Annotated in this window: 16 protein-coding genes and 1 riboswitch; of the genes, 2 read left to right on the forward strand and 14 right to left on the reverse strand. The window is 39.9% G+C overall.

What is annotated here, in order from left to right; translation table 11 throughout:
* Window positions 1-114: 114 nt before the first annotated feature.
* The 8 genes from glcT to ACRRMM_RS07485 form a co-directional block, all read right to left on the reverse strand.
* Window positions 115-969 (reverse strand): glucose PTS transporter transcription antiterminator GlcT, encoded by an 855-nt coding sequence (gene glcT, locus ACRRMM_RS07450; protein ID WP_017359435.1) that lies wholly within the window; start codon window positions 967-969, stop codon window positions 115-117.
* A gap of 55 nt (window positions 970-1,024) precedes the next feature.
* A complete protein-coding gene (locus ACRRMM_RS07455; protein ID WP_073414317.1) occupies window positions 1,025-2,014 on the reverse strand; it encodes a LacI family DNA-binding transcriptional regulator in 990 nt (329 codons plus the stop codon).
* Between the two features lie 292 nt (window positions 2,015-2,306).
* Window positions 2,307-3,401: a M24 family metallopeptidase gene (locus ACRRMM_RS07460; protein WP_041507389.1), complete on the reverse strand. Its 1,095-nt coding sequence runs from the start codon at window positions 3,399-3,401 to the stop codon at window positions 2,307-2,309.
* Between the two features lie 104 nt (window positions 3,402-3,505).
* Window positions 3,506-5,425 carry a heavy metal translocating P-type ATPase gene (locus tag ACRRMM_RS07465; RefSeq protein ID WP_428828914.1) on the reverse strand — a complete coding sequence of 640 codons (1,920 nt, stop codon included), beginning with the start codon at window positions 5,423-5,425 and terminating at the stop codon, window positions 3,506-3,508.
* 295 nt (window positions 5,426-5,720) lie between these two features.
* Window positions 5,721-6,209, reverse strand: a complete 489-nt coding sequence (stoA, locus tag ACRRMM_RS07470) for an endospore biogenesis thiol-disulfide oxidoreductase StoA (protein ID WP_060781633.1) — start codon at window positions 6,207-6,209, stop codon at window positions 5,721-5,723.
* 54 nt (window positions 6,210-6,263) lie between these two features.
* Window positions 6,264-7,580: a polysaccharide biosynthesis protein gene (locus tag ACRRMM_RS07475; protein ID WP_144678874.1), complete on the reverse strand. Its 1,317-nt coding sequence runs from the start codon at window positions 7,578-7,580 to the stop codon at window positions 6,264-6,266.
* Between the two features lie 113 nt (window positions 7,581-7,693).
* On the reverse strand, window positions 7,694-8,347 hold the full coding sequence (locus ACRRMM_RS07480; protein ID WP_025207246.1) for a cell wall hydrolase: 654 nt from the start codon (window positions 8,345-8,347) through the stop codon (window positions 7,694-7,696).
* A gap of 306 nt (window positions 8,348-8,653) precedes the next feature.
* The gene (locus ACRRMM_RS07485; RefSeq protein ID WP_008348081.1) at window positions 8,654-8,848 is read right to left on the reverse strand and encodes a hypothetical protein; all 195 of its coding nucleotides are present in this window, start codon (window positions 8,846-8,848) and stop codon (window positions 8,654-8,656) included.
* A gap of 167 nt (window positions 8,849-9,015) precedes the next feature.
* Between ACRRMM_RS07485 and ACRRMM_RS07490 the strand changes: the two genes are divergently transcribed.
* Both ACRRMM_RS07490 and ACRRMM_RS07495 read left to right on the forward strand, forming a co-directional pair.
* Window positions 9,016-9,204: a YkvS family protein gene (locus tag ACRRMM_RS07490; RefSeq protein ID WP_003211747.1), complete on the forward strand. Its 189-nt coding sequence runs from the start codon at window positions 9,016-9,018 to the stop codon at window positions 9,202-9,204.
* A 133-nt stretch (window positions 9,205-9,337) separates the two neighbouring features.
* Window positions 9,338-9,862, forward strand: a complete 525-nt coding sequence (locus ACRRMM_RS07495) for a GNAT family N-acetyltransferase (protein ID WP_035392243.1) — start codon at window positions 9,338-9,340, stop codon at window positions 9,860-9,862.
* A gap of 99 nt (window positions 9,863-9,961) precedes the next feature.
* Here the strand turns inward: ACRRMM_RS07495 and ACRRMM_RS07500 are convergent, their stop codons facing one another.
* The 6 genes from ACRRMM_RS07500 to ACRRMM_RS07525 all read right to left on the reverse strand — a co-directional run bounded on the left by ACRRMM_RS07500 (window position 9,962) and on the right by ACRRMM_RS07525 (window position 14,296).
* The gene (locus ACRRMM_RS07500) at window positions 9,962-10,180 is read right to left on the reverse strand and encodes a hypothetical protein (protein WP_017367128.1); all 219 of its coding nucleotides are present in this window, start codon (window positions 10,178-10,180) and stop codon (window positions 9,962-9,964) included.
* A 463-nt stretch (window positions 10,181-10,643) separates the two neighbouring features.
* Window positions 10,644-11,141 carry a preQ(1) synthase gene (gene queF, locus ACRRMM_RS07505; protein ID WP_003211403.1) on the reverse strand — a complete coding sequence of 166 codons (498 nt, stop codon included), beginning with the start codon at window positions 11,139-11,141 and terminating at the stop codon, window positions 10,644-10,646.
* Window positions 11,142-11,156: 15 nt separating this feature from the next.
* Window positions 11,157-11,888, reverse strand: a complete 732-nt coding sequence (gene queE, locus ACRRMM_RS07510; protein WP_252225057.1) for a 7-carboxy-7-deazaguanine synthase QueE — start codon at window positions 11,886-11,888, stop codon at window positions 11,157-11,159.
* Entirely contained in the window at window positions 11,881-12,321 is a 441-nt protein-coding gene (gene queD, locus ACRRMM_RS07515) for a 6-carboxytetrahydropterin synthase QueD (protein WP_142154886.1), read from the reverse strand. The genes queE and queD overlap by 8 nt, the downstream gene beginning before the upstream one ends.
* The gene (queC, locus tag ACRRMM_RS07520) at window positions 12,322-12,978 is read right to left on the reverse strand and encodes a 7-cyano-7-deazaguanine synthase QueC (RefSeq protein WP_017359444.1); all 657 of its coding nucleotides are present in this window, start codon (window positions 12,976-12,978) and stop codon (window positions 12,322-12,324) included.
* Between the two features lie 158 nt (window positions 12,979-13,136).
* Window positions 13,137-13,181: riboswitch (PreQ1 riboswitch) on the reverse strand.
* 71 nt (window positions 13,182-13,252) lie between these two features.
* The gene (locus ACRRMM_RS07525) at window positions 13,253-14,296 is read right to left on the reverse strand and encodes a YkvI family membrane protein (RefSeq protein WP_428828913.1); all 1,044 of its coding nucleotides are present in this window, start codon (window positions 14,294-14,296) and stop codon (window positions 13,253-13,255) included.
* Between the last annotated feature and the right edge of the window lie 33 nt (window positions 14,297-14,329).

Genomic DNA, 14,329 nt, shown 5'->3' on the forward strand with positions numbered 1-14,329 from the left:
TTCAGAACACAAAAAAGGCATGGTGATATAAGGTTGCGCAAATAACAGGATCTTATCCTGTATTTACCTTAAGTCACTCATGCCTGATCGAATCAGTTACACGTTTCAAGGAAACTATGAAATTTTATTCGTCAATCTGTACAGGTGAAGTGTCAAATAGACAGCTTCGGCATCTTGTACAGGCTTTTTCAATGCATGTTGCAAAATTTTGATCATTTTCCAAGCAGTATTGTAGCATAAAGGATATTCATTTTTCAATAGATGAAGCAACTTTTCTGGCTCCTCTAATGATTCTTCCCGTTTAATACGCTCAATCGAAAACGTAATATGGCGCAGTAAGCGTAAATAATGAATACTTTCTCTATCTACTTTCATATGAAATGCATCTTCTATAACTTGGACCATTTGTGTCATAAGCTGCGAATGACGGTTGACCTCGGATAAAGGCCGGTTCGTTAAAGCAGAGTGAATGTGGAGCGCAATAAACCCAATCTCTCCTTCGGGCAGCTTTGTTTCAACATCTGGCCGCGCATTTATCAGTTCCACGACTTCCTTTGCGACCTCGTATTCTTTCGGGTATAAGGATTTCGTTTCAAGCATAAAAGGATTGGTGATATCATAGCCTTGCTTAACTCGCTTAAAACTAAAGGCAATATGATCTGTCAGTGCAATATGAATATGCTCATTTAAACGATGCCCCATTTTTTCTCGTATATGATAAATGACGTCATTGGCAAGCTCAATCATGTCCTCATTTATGTGGTGCAGCAATTGTTTGTATTCTGTTTGCTCTTTTGTATTCTTTAACACAAACATTTTCTCAAATGCCGCTTGATCGAGAACGTCACCCGATTTTTTCCCAAAGCCGATCCCTTTATCAATCAGGACCACTTCACCTAAAGAAGGGTGTTTTGCGATGATGACATTATTATTTAACGCTTTATCAACGGTGAAGGATTCCATGAACATCCCCACCTCCTTCTTATTCAATCCTTCTTATCGTACAAAACAGATGAAACGTGCGTCAACGATTGTTTTTCAAAATAGTCGTTGTGCGCTCAACGAGTCGATATGACAGCACTCTTTTTTCTGGTGCCTCACCTTGTAATGCTTGCTTGAACAAGTCAAATGCTTCCTGCCCCATTTGTTTGAGGGGAATGTCTATACTAGAAATCCCCAATGCTTCACTCAATTGATCGTTTTGAAAGCCAAGTATGGCTGGTGATTCTCCAACGTTTATGTGGTGACGCTGTGCTTCTAGTAAAAAACCTGCTGAGACATCATCGTTCGTAATCAGTAAGGCTGTCGGACGATTTTTCATCTCTTTCCATTCTGTAAATAATTGCTTGCCATCAAAAATGGTCAGTTTTCCTTCAATGATCCATTCATCATCAATGTCCTGCCCAAGCGACCGCATCATTTCTTGATAAGTCTGAATGCGAACTTGGCTATTCTCCCCTTCTGTTCTAGCAAGAACGATTGCGATTCGCTCATGACCGCATGCCGCTAAGTGTTCAAGCCCTTCCTTAAAAGCCTGATCATGCGCAATCGATACCGATGAACATGGATCATGCGGAGTAGGATGACAAAAGATAATAGGACCAGATTCCTGCCACTTTAAAATGTCTCGATCACTTAACGCATTTGAGCAAAAGATTAAACCATCCACACGCTGCTCTTTTAAGCTCATTAATGCTTCTTTTTCCTTTAATGGGTCATATCCTGTTTGAAACAAGGCAAAATGCATTCCGCACTCCTGTGCTTTCTCTGCAATCCCTGTGACAATTCCGCTGAAATAGGAGTGATCAATTGTCGGAAGCACAATTCCAAGCATATTAGAATAGCCTTTTGCTAAATGCACCGCCTGAATATTCCGTGTATATTTGAGCTCTTTCATCGCACTAAGTACGCGCTCTCGCTTTTCTTCTTTGACATAAGGATGATCATTCATCACTCGTGATACGGTGGTAACCGATACACCCGCTCTTTTCGCAATATCCCTTATGTTAGGCATTTTTTCTCCTACTTTCTCTTGATATGGTAAGCGTTTCATACTTTAAGATGTATGTGAGCTGAACAAATCACTGGGTGGAAAGGGGAATTCAAGATGGGTATTATCATATGGATCATATTATGTTTGACTATTTTGTTTTCTGCTCGATTCGCACTACATCCTTTAGGAAAAGAACATAAAATCAAGCCGTTTCAATCAATTGATGATTTTTTTGTTGATAAGGATCGCAAAGAGTGACAAAAAAATCACGATGACGCTCCCAATACTTGGACGTTCATCGTGATTTTTTTCATTACTTGATGATCGTCAACTCTTTTGGATAATTGGTTAAGGTGACTGGGCCATCTTTTGTAATGAGAACATCGTCTTCAATTCTAACCCCGCCGACTCCTGGTACATAAATACCCGGCTCAATCGTATAGACCATCCCTTCTTTTAGAAGGTCATCATTTGCTTGACTCATAGAAGGGAACTCATGAACAGAAACCCCGAGTCCATGCCCTAGACGGTGCGGGAAGTAATCGCCATATCCTGCTTCTGCAATCAGCCCTCTTGCTTTTAAGTCAAGGTCACCAATTCTCACACCCGGCTGGCTCATATCAAGTGCTGCCAATTCGGCTTTCAAGACGGTGTTGTAAATATCCTTTTGTTGTTCAGACGCTTCTTGATAGATGAAGGTTCTTGTAATATCTGAACAATAGCCATCCACAATCACGCCGAGGTCAAATAAAACAAAATCACCTTTTTTCAAGGCTGCCTGCCCCGGATTTCCATGAGGTTCTCCTGATTTTTCTCCGAATAGTACCATGGTTGAAAAGGACATGCCCTGAATGCCTTTTTTCTTCAGTTCATATTCGATGACAGCAAGAACTTCGGTTTCCGTCACCCCTTCCTTTAGGGCATGAACCCCAATTTTGACGCCTTCGTCTGCCAATTGAGCAGCTTTTTTCAATGTTTCAATTTCAGCTTCGTCTTTAATTAGTCTTAACTGATTGAGCACATCTTCTGCCCGGACAAATGTTTCTGCTCCAGTGACAGCTTGAAGCTGCTCTGCTCTTTGCAAAGGAATGGATTCTTTTTCAATCGCTAGGCGAGTCGCTTTTACTCCTCGTTTTTCTAGTGCCTTTTGTATGAAATCAAAGGGGTTTTCATGGTCTTCATATCCAATGAGATCTCCAGCCCATCCCGCATTTTTTGCTTGCTCAACTTCCATCTTAGGCAAAATGAAAAATGGATCTGCTTCCTGAAAAACAAACAGCCCCATCACTCTTTCATGCGGCTCTGTGAAGTATCCAGATAGATAGAATACATTCTCCTTTGTATGTATAAATGCACCTTGAATGTCTTTTTTCTTAAGCCAAGAAGACAAGTTTTTCATTCGATTCATCGTGATCCTCCTCACACGTTTGACTACTGATCTATTGTATCAGTTTTCACTGTATTTCGCACAAAAGCGCACTGACCTAAAGCCAGTGCGCTTTTGTGATTTGCTTAAGAAGCACGAAGCAAACGAAGTCCGTTTAAAATAACCAAAATCGTACTGCCTTCATGCCCAATGACACCAAAAGGTAAATCAAGAACTTGTAAGAAATTCGCACAGATTAACAAACAAATAACTGTTAATGAAAAGATGATGTTTTGTTTAATGATTCGGTTCATCTTTCTTGAAAGACGGATCATCTTTGTCAGATTGTTTAAGTTATTTTTCATTAAAATGAGGTCTGCTGTTTCTAAAGCAACATCTGTGCCTCCGCCCATTGCGACGCCAACATCCGCTGTGGCGAGTGCAGGTGCATCATTGATTCCATCTCCGACCATAATGATCGAATCACCTTGTTTTTTCAGTTGATTGACTTCATGTACCTTTTCATCTGGAAGACATTCAGCGACAACGGTTTGGATGCCTGCTTCCTCTGCAATCGCTTCAGCTGTTTTTTGCTGATCCCCTGTGAGCATGACGGTTTGAATGCCTAAATCATTCAGCTCCTGAATCATTTTTTTAGCTTCAGGTCTGATTTGATCCTTCAAACCGAGACAGCCGACGACTTCTTGATTTTTTTGAACATAGACAACTGTATATCCTTTGGATGAAAGAACATCACCATTCTCTTCAATATCACGATCCATTGAAGCTTTTCCGGCAAAATCTTTCTTCCCAATCCGCCATGTGTCCTCATTTAATTGTGCTTCCACACCAAAACCTGATGTTTCTTCAATGGTTACGTGGGCTGCCCGCTCTGTATGATGCTCTTTTGCCATATCAGAAATGGCTTTAGCTAATGGATGGTTTGACTGACTTTCAATTTGATAGAGTGCATGATAAAAGGTCGATTCATCTTGCCCTTTTGCCAAGACCACTTTTTCAACAGCTGGTTTTCCACTTGTAATCGTACCCGTTTTATCAAATGCAATCATCGTACTTGTGCCCAGTTTTTCTAAAAAGACACTTCCTTTTACAAGCATACCGTTTCTTGCACCGTTTGAGATGAGTGAAAGAGCTGCTGGCATAATTGAGGCAACAAGTGCACAAGGCGAGGCAACTACCATAAACACCATCGCACGGTAAAACGTTTCACTCATGCTCCAGCCAAGTACAAAATGAGGCAGGAACATTAAAATCGCTACAGTGATGAGCACACCTTTTACATAAGCACCTTCAAATTTTTCAATAAACGCTTGGCTTGGCGATACACTTTCTTGTGCAGATTCCACCAGCTTAATGATTTTATGAAAAAGTGTTTCTTCATTATGTTTTGTTACTTCTACTGTTAATGAACCATTTAAATTCACTGTTCCTGCAAACACATCTTCCCCTTGCCCTTTTTCCTGAGGCACCGATTCACCCGTTAAGGCAGATTCGTCTACACTTGTTCTTCCGCTCATGATCACACCATCTGCTGCAATTCGTTCGCCCGCTTTGATTAAAATACGGTCGCCTGGCGTAAGTGAAGAAGCAGCGATTTGGATGGTGGTGCCATCTTCTTCAATTAAAGTGGCTTCATCTGGAGCGATACTCATTAAAGCCGTTAAGTCTTTTTTACTTTTATTTGACGTATACGTTTCTAGCGCACCGCTCAAAGAAAAAATAAAAATTAAAATGGCGCCCTCTGCCCAGTAGCCAATGATCGCTGAGCCTATCGCAGCAAATATCATTAAAAGTTCTACATTTAATGTCTTGGATGAAATGGTTTCTTCAATTCCTTCCTTTGCCTTTGCAAAACCACCAATAACAAAAGCAAGAATGAAAAGAGGAATACTCCACATCGTTTCATCCTTTAGAAACCATCCAATCAAGATGAGAATCCCCGAAATGCCTGCTGCGATTAATTCTCCGTGCTGTGCCCATTTATGAAAGAGCGAGTTTGATCCCTTTTGATCTGTCGTTTGATAAAATGCTGTATTCTCATTCATGATTACTTTCTCCTCTCTAATTGATAATGATTTTCACATTATCAATCGTTGCCCGTTCCGTTTATCATCTATATCTTCTGCTATTTCAAGCTTTTTATAGGTCTGTAACTCATTATAACAGGTTCTGACCAATTTTCAATTAATAATTATTATAATTTCTTTTTGATAATAATTATCATTATTAGCATCCGACATTTCTTCCTCTTTCTGAGCACATTTTATTCATCTGAAAGGTAATTGAACACAAAAAAGAACCAACGGATCGACCATTGGTTCTTTACAGAAAGCTTGTGTTCTAAGAATTTGTCCACTCTTTGATTTGTTTTTTCGTCAGCGGACCTACATGGTTTTTGACCACTTCACCCTTTTCATTGATGAAAAAAGTCGTTGGGATCGTCATGATTTGGTATTTCTTCATCATTTCGCCGTGCTCATCGAGAACGATCGGAAATGTGAACTTTCTGTCTTTCACAAATTGGGCAACTGCATGCTTGCTTTGCTCAGCACCAAGTAAATTCACAGTCAGTATGTCTACATCACTTTGATTTTCTTTCACGATCTGTTCAAAGGCTGGCAGCTCCATTTTGCAGGACGGGCACCACGTTGTCCAAAAATGCAGAATGGTCCGCTTCCCTTTCACCGGGATCACCTGCGTTTCACCTGTTAATGTAGGAGCTTCTATCCTCGGCGCCATGACAGGCTCTTTTGCTTCAGCCTCTATGTTCATCAGAAATAAAAGAAGGGTCATCACGAGAAGACTGGCGGGTAGATATTTACGATTCATCAGCATCTTCCTTCCTGATTTTCCTATAGCTTGCCCGCTAGCTGCACATGACATTCAAGCTTTTTTCAATGTAAGAAACATGGAGACGCCAAGTTCCTTGCAAATCGTCGCATAATGCAAAGCCGTTAATAGCAGCATTCCCGTGTTCATTCCTAAGATAACGCCCATCATATTTAAGGATTCGATGGATCCTAGAAAATACACCATAGAGAACGACACCACGTGCACCCATATATTATGTAGGAACACATCTTTAATAAGACCCATACCAATTAAGCAAGCCTGAAACGGCATCACGAACAAGTGGCATAAGAAGTAAGGCCATAGCAGCTGCAAGTAGACGGCTGCTTGAGGTGAGTCAAAAAAGAGCTGCGTGAGCGGATAAGCGAAATAATACATGATCATCACCGCTGGCACCCCATAGCCAAACGTAATGAGAATCGCTTGTCTGACACGTTTTTTCACGAGATCATACTGCCCCAAGGCATAGGCTTCTGATACATTCGGAATCATCACAATCATAATGGAATGAGCGATAAACGCCGGAAAAAAACCAATCGACATCGCTACGCCAGCAAGCATTCCGTAATGATCAACAGCAAGCGTACCAGAAATGCCCGCTGCAACGAGGGCTCCTTTGATTAAAAACGGTTCAACCGCATTGGCAATGGCATGAAAGATACGCATACCTGTTGTCGGAATGGAGACTGCTAACAAACGTTTTCTGACGTCAATCCCTCTTAACTCAACCGATCTGACATTCACAGCATTTTTCGCCATGACATATTGGGAATATAAATAGATAAAGACGACGAGATCACTTGCAACAATCACACCAATCGCGATAAGCACCGCTGTTTCAATATCAAACGAATACCAATGAAAAAACAAAAACAAACAGATAAGCTGGATCGTTTTTTTCAGCATATTGGCTAGAGCAATTCTGCCCATTTGCTGCTTGCCCATAAAATAGCCGCGTGCAATGGAAGTAAATGCGATGATTGGAATGAGTGACAGAACCAAGCCCTTCATCAGCGGATGATACGATTGAAATACAGGAATGAAAGGCAGTACAATGGCTGCTATTGCCGTTGTGGTGCATGTCACCACAAGCGTCATTTTAAATGCATGGCGAAGCATACTTTTATGAAGCCGCTCATGCGATTCTGCAATGAATTTAGAAATGGAGACTGGCAGCTCTAAACTGGCGATCACAAGCACAAGCATGATGATGGGAAGGATGCTCATATATAAACCCATTCCATGTTCTCCAAGCTCTCTCGCTAAAATCATATTGACTAAAAACTCGATACACTCAGCAATGAAAGCTGCGACAGATAGCAGAATGACCCCTTTTACAAATCGATTCATGTAGCCTCCCCTTGTCTAAAAGCAAATTCTTTTCACATTCTATGAGACAAGTCCTGAAAATATTTTAATAATTGAAGACAAAAAAACAGCGACTGATTGATCGCTGTTTTTCTTTACACTGCAAACACATGACGGCCAATGCGTTCTACAATTTTACGAGAACGAATCCAGTTATCTGTCGCCGTTTTTGGATTATAAAAATAAATCGCCTTTGTTGTTCTGTCATCTTCTTTGACAACCTGCTTCACAGCTTTTACGGAATCCTGGTCTGCCTTATCATTGATACTTCCATTTGATACGGGCTGGAAGGCATTTCGCTGATAAATCACGCCTCTGACACTGTCAGGAAAAGAGCGGTGTTCTACGCGGTTTAAGACGACGCTTGCTACCGCTTTTTTCCCGGCGTAAGATTCACCTTTTGCTTCGGCATGTACCAACCGAGAAAGCAAGTCCATTTCTTCATTAGAATAGTGTGATTGATTTCTTGAGCTTGCCGGCTTTGCCGTTTCCTTTTTCTTCGGCTTCGGTTTTGATGCCTTCTCCTCTGTTGACGTGCTTAGCATTTTCACTTTAGGCTGATGTTTCTCCTCTGAAAACGCTGGGATCACGGTATGCTTTTCATCTTGATCTATATATGAAAGCTGATGCTTTACAGGTGCTTGTTCAAGTTTCTGACTTAATGTGCCTTCTTGCTCTTGTATATTGTCCATCTTGATCGCTGAGATGAGCATAAGGATGGCAAAAAGAGCTGTATGAATTTTGATCATTCGCCTCATTCCTCCTTTAATCAATGTAGGCTGTAAGATACTTGTCCACTCTAACAAGAGCTTCTTCTATTTTCACGCACAAAGATTTTCATGCCTGTCCAAATTCCGTCATTAAATGGCATGTAATAGTTGAAATACGCATGAACTGGTAATGTAAGCGTTTAATACAGTCTCTTTTTAGCCTATAATCATCCTTATGCTCCTGATTATGGGTTATTACATTTTCTTTTCATATGTATCAAGCTGGTTTGAAGTATGACAAAAGAACCAAAATAAAAAGCTTTTTCTCATGAATGAGAAAAAGCTTTAGCTTCTTGCTTCTTTAAGATATTCAAAAATAACATCTCCACCATGCTTGGCGATTCCGCGAAAATGTTTAAAATCATCTTGATTGACCAATACAGAACGAAATGTTAAAAAATCATCCTTTTGAATGGTCACTTGTTTTTCAGTACCATTCCGTAATGATTCTAGTATTGTGTTGATGTGTTCTTCAGTCAAAAAAACCGCTCCTTTTCAGACTTGATCAAATATTAAATATACCATTCGTTTTCAAAGCGTACAACGAAAACGAAAGAAAAACGTCTTTATCCTTTACATTGGTATGAAAATATTGCAAAATACTTTTTAATAGGGAATGAAATCTGTTTTTAAAGGAGAGGGATCGGTTGAAGATTGCAAAAATTGGGAATGTGATCGAATTTAGAAATGGTTTAACAGGTGTAGTTGAAAAAGTGAATGAAAACTCTGTTATTGTGGATGTCACCATTATGGACAACTATAGAGATTTAGAACTGGATTCACTAACAGTCGTTAATCATAAAAACTATAAAATCATCAAAGACTCCGTACATTAATTTGCAATCCTCAATTCAGCCTACCGTTACATAAGGATATACGAAGCAGAGCTGATCACAATACCTTACTTTTTATGTTTTATGTAAAAAAAGTGATCTGATGCAATATTAGCTCTAGATAGGAGAAACTAATATGCAACATTCAAATGATATCATTGTACGTTTTGGAAAAATAGAAGATGCTGAAACTACTTTAGAAATTCAAAAATCAGTGATTGCTGAGTCAGATTATTTACTGACAACGCCGGAAGAATACAAAAAAACCTTGTTAGAACACAAGGAATGGATACAGAAAAGAATAGAAAACGAAAATGAGACGTACATAGTTGCCCAAACTGGCGATCAAGTCATTGGATGGATAGCCTTTGAACAATCATCAAATAGAAAAAGAACTTCTCACGTTGGTTCTTTCGGCTTGATGGTTGATAAGAGCTATAGAGGTTTAGGCATAGGGGAAATGTTACTAACAGCATTATTAAATTGGGCAGAAAAGAACCCTTCAATTGAAAAGGTTAGTTTAGCCGTTTTCTCCACAAACCAAAAAGCTATTTCTTTGTATAAAAAGATGGGCTTTTTAGAAGAAGGGCGTAAAATCAATGAATTTAAAATAAATGATCATGAATACTGGGATGATGTATTAATGTATAAGCTCGTTTAATACGATGAAAAAGAATTGCAGAAATAAAGACATAATAAATTGAATCATCAATTTATTATGTCTTTTTCTTATTTTCTCTTACATCATTTGATGAAGGCGTCAGTCTTTTTGCGCGTGAAAGGTTTGCATTTCCGCTTTTGTTTTGTACATGTCAACTTCTTCAGGTGTTATCACGCCTTTATCAATTAAAAGGGCGATCACTCCAAGTAATGTGGAGGCACTCCATTTATATCGTTCTTTGTTTTGATGTTCAAGCATCTGAAGCTCTTCCCTCAATTCCATCAGCAGCTTCTCTGTTTTGTCTTCTTTGTTTGCCAATACAAACGCCTCCATTTCCATTCGCTCGTTTCAATTTTATCTTAAAGTAAATATATCAAGAATAAAAGCATGATACACCTTTACAAACATACGTTCTGCCGTGTATACTATACATACGAGCTGGTAGCCCCCAGCCGTCCTAGCAAGTTCTATTCCTATTGGTATGAGAAGAGTGACATGACTCTTCTCTTTTTTTATGCGCCATCATGATCTATTCCATAAAAAAAGACATGTCATCCGCATGTCTTTCAGCATGTAGTCAAACCCTCGCATTCGGTGTCAGTCCTGCGTGCCGGTGCTCACGAATGTCAAATTCGCTCCGCGCCGGTACTCGTCCTTCCTATAATTCAAAGGTTTTCTATCACGCTGAGCTGAAAAAAAGACAAAGGGCTAAAATCAAGTTCATTTTAGCCCTTTGTCAACAATCTAAAAGACATGTCATCCGCATGTCTTTTCTTATTAATTAGCGATTATCAATCGTTTCTGGATACATATCGTGATTCATCATACGATACGATGCCATCTCTTCATACTTTGTCCCAGGTTTTCCGTAGTTCGTATACGGATCAATTGAAATACCGCCTCTTGGTGTAAATTTGCCCCATACTTCAATATATCTTGGGTCCATTAATTCAATGAGGTCGTTCATGATAATATTCATACAATCCTCATGGAAATCACCGTGGTTACGGAAGCTGAACAAATATAATTTTAATGATTTGCTTTCGACCATGATTTCATTTGGGATGTAGCTGATATACACGGTCGCAAAATCTGGCTGCCCTGTTTGCGGGCAAAGTGATGTGAATTCTGGGCAGTTGAATTTCACAAAATAATCTCTATTCGTATGTTTATTCGGGAACGTTTCAAGCACTTGTGGTGCATAGTCAAACAAGTAATTGGTCCCTTGATTTCCTAGTAAAGTGACACCTTCTAATTCTTCTGGTTTTCTTGTCGTCATTTTGTCTCTTCCTTTCTATACGCCTCGTTTATTTCCCCACAATAGCGTGTGCAGCTGTGGTAGGACTCTCACACGATTCAAATCAGGATCTTGCGCTACTTGATCTACAAGCATTTCGTATTTCTTTAATAAGTGCGTTAATAAGTACGCATCATCAGCTGTTGTTGTATCATCATTTCCCACCTGCAAATAAAAGGGGAGTTCTGGGTATTTCGCATGAACATCCTTTGCATAGGCTAGATCAAGATCATCAAAGATGACGACCTTCAGGCTTGCATGTTGCAATCTGTTTCCCTTTTTCAATTCATCTATGATACGCGTTAGTTTCGAGAAATCGGTTTTCATATTAGAACTTGGTGGCTTTGGAGAAATGGTTAAATCATCTATCTTCAAAAACCAATCTTGATACATCGTTCCCTGCGTTTCAAGCGCCGTATCAATTCCTTCTTCATGCAATAAATCAATAAGTGATTCCATTTGTTTTAAAAGCGCAGGATTCCCACCTGAAATGGTGACATGAGAAAAAGCCTTTCCACCTATTCTCTTCAGCTCTTTTACAATGTCCTCTGCCTGAAGCCACTGAATATCATGCTTAGCTGATCCATCCCATGTAAAAGATGAATCACACCAGCTGCAAGAGTAGTCACAGCCAGCCGTTCTGACAAACATGGTTTTTTGGCCAATGACCATTCCTTCTCCTTGAATGGTTGGACCAAAGATTTCTAAGACAGGAATCGCTTTAGTCATTGAGCTCAACTCGTTTCGGACGGTAAATGCAGTAGCTTGTTGGTGTCTCTCTGACAAAAACTTGAACACATACTGGTTTGTTCGCTAAAGTCGTTAAATATGCGGCCACTTTATCATACACAGTCTTTGCGACAACCTCAGTGGTTGGCATCGCATATGGATCATTCGATGAGAATTCTTCATGGTCATTGAGCAGTGTATGGTCGTACTGTCCATGAATGAGTTTTTTTAGCGTGCTAAAATTCACAAGGAAACCTGACTCATCTAAATGATCTCCTGCAATCGTAATGTTAATCGTATACGTGTGACCATGTACACGGCTACAAGCGCCAGCATCTTCTCTCGGGATAAAATGGGCTGCAGATAGATGCATATCTTTATTTAATTCAAACGAAAATGGATGATTCGTCTGTGGATAGATTTGAGAAAGCATTTAGTTCGCCTCCTTCATGTCCATATAAGTGTCATAGCCATTTTTCCGAAGCTTACATGCAGGACATTCACCGCAGCCATCAGAAATGATGCCATTATAGCAAGTGAGCGTTTCATTTTTCACAAAATCTAGCGCATTCAGTTCATCAGCCATCTTCCACGTTTCAGCTTTATTCAGCCACATGAGCGGCGTATGGATGACAAATGGTTTTTCCATTGCCAAATTCACCGTGACGTTACAAGATTTCACAAACTCATCTCGGCAATCTGGGTAGCCGCTAAAGTCTGTCTCGCACACACCCGTGATAATATGACGTGCTCCAATTTGATACGCAAGAATGGATGCAAAGGATAAGAAAACTAAGTTTCTCCCCGGAACAAATGTGGAAGGCAGTTCTCCTTCTTTTTCTTCAATATCAATGTCATCTCTTGTTAAGGCATTTGGTGCAAGCTGATTTAAAAGAGACATATCTAATAGATGATTTTTCACACCTAGCTTGTCAGCAATTCTTTTGGCGACATCAATTTCTTCTTGATGACGCTGATTATAATGAAAGGTTACCGTTTCAACCTCTTTAAATTGTTGAAGTGCCCATAGTAAACATGTCGTACTGTCCTGTCCCCCGCTAAAGACAACGACCGCTTTTTCATTTTTCATTTTCCTTTTCCTCCTTTTGCAGACCCGTACCACCGCACAAAGCTGCATCTGAAAGGTTCATGAAAACCCCTATTTTTCTCAAAAGAAAAGACACCTTTACATGTGTATGAGGTGTCCCAGCCATAAAAAATAAAAAATGCCACATCCAAGGATACGGCAAGTCCTTAGTTTTTTATAGAGGGTTTTGCTAGAACCTCTCCCGTTTTCACGGATTTTTGTTCAATTTTCACAGAGGATAGTGTACCACATAATTGGTGTACAAGCTATCCCTTCTTTACTTATCACCTGATGCAGGCACTTTTTTCAGACAAAGAAAGAGGATAAAAAAGATACTGACATAGCCAAAAACAGGGTAAACCGTTGAAATGAGTGTGCCGTATCCAATTTTACTGATCACATAACAGCAAAGCAGAATAAAGGATATCGTATACATACTGTTCAATCGGATATACGCCCTCACTTGCCTTTCGAGACCGTATAAATTCCCTATAACAGATGTAAAGACTTCACCGAAGATCACGAATAAATAGACGAGATGAATGGAGTTTGCGACTTGATACACCACTTGGGCCATCGGAATATCATACGCTTCCAGCATTTCTAATGAAGAAAGGGATAAAAAGCAGGCGAGCAGAATGAGTGTCAGCATCAGACCCCCAAGCACCGCTCCTTTTTTTATCACGGCTTCGGATGTCATTTCGTTTGCGACCGGCACTAATACGGCTTGAGACAGCGCTAAATTAAATGCACCATATGAAATCGCAGACAACATCCATTCGCCCTCTCCCATTTGCAGCCCCAGAACGTGGCTTTCACCGCTACTAAACACAAATGAGTCTAGAAACACAATCAGCGAAAAGAAAATCAGCATTGGAACGACAAGTACATTGACACCAAATAACCCTTTTGACCCTTTAAAAAGGACAATGACACTTAAAATAATCGTTAAAAAAATACCATATTCTTTTGAGATGCCAAGTTGTTCTTCAAAAATAGCGCCTGCGCCAGAAATCATCACTGAAGTCACACCTAGTAATATAAAAAACATGACGATGTTAATATATCGACTCGCAGCAGCTCCAAATAAAAACCGATTCATATCTTGATAAGACTCCGCTTCAATTCGTTTGGAAATCAGCATCATTTTAGCGCCAAGGCCGGTAAAAATAACACCGCTAATCAAAATCCCGATCAATCCAATCCAGCCAAAACGAACAAAAAATTCTACGATTTCTTTTCCTGTCGCAAACCCAGCCCCAACCACTGTTCCTACATATACAAAGGCAAGCTGAAAAGCGGATTCATTTGAACGTTTCATATGACCCCTCCGCACCCATCACTTTCGATTGTC

The sequence above is a fragment of the Bacillus sp. XT-4 genome (assembly GCF_050864245.1).
GTDB classification, from domain to species: Bacteria; Bacillota; Bacilli; order Bacillales; family Bacillaceae; genus Bacillus; species Bacillus altitudinis.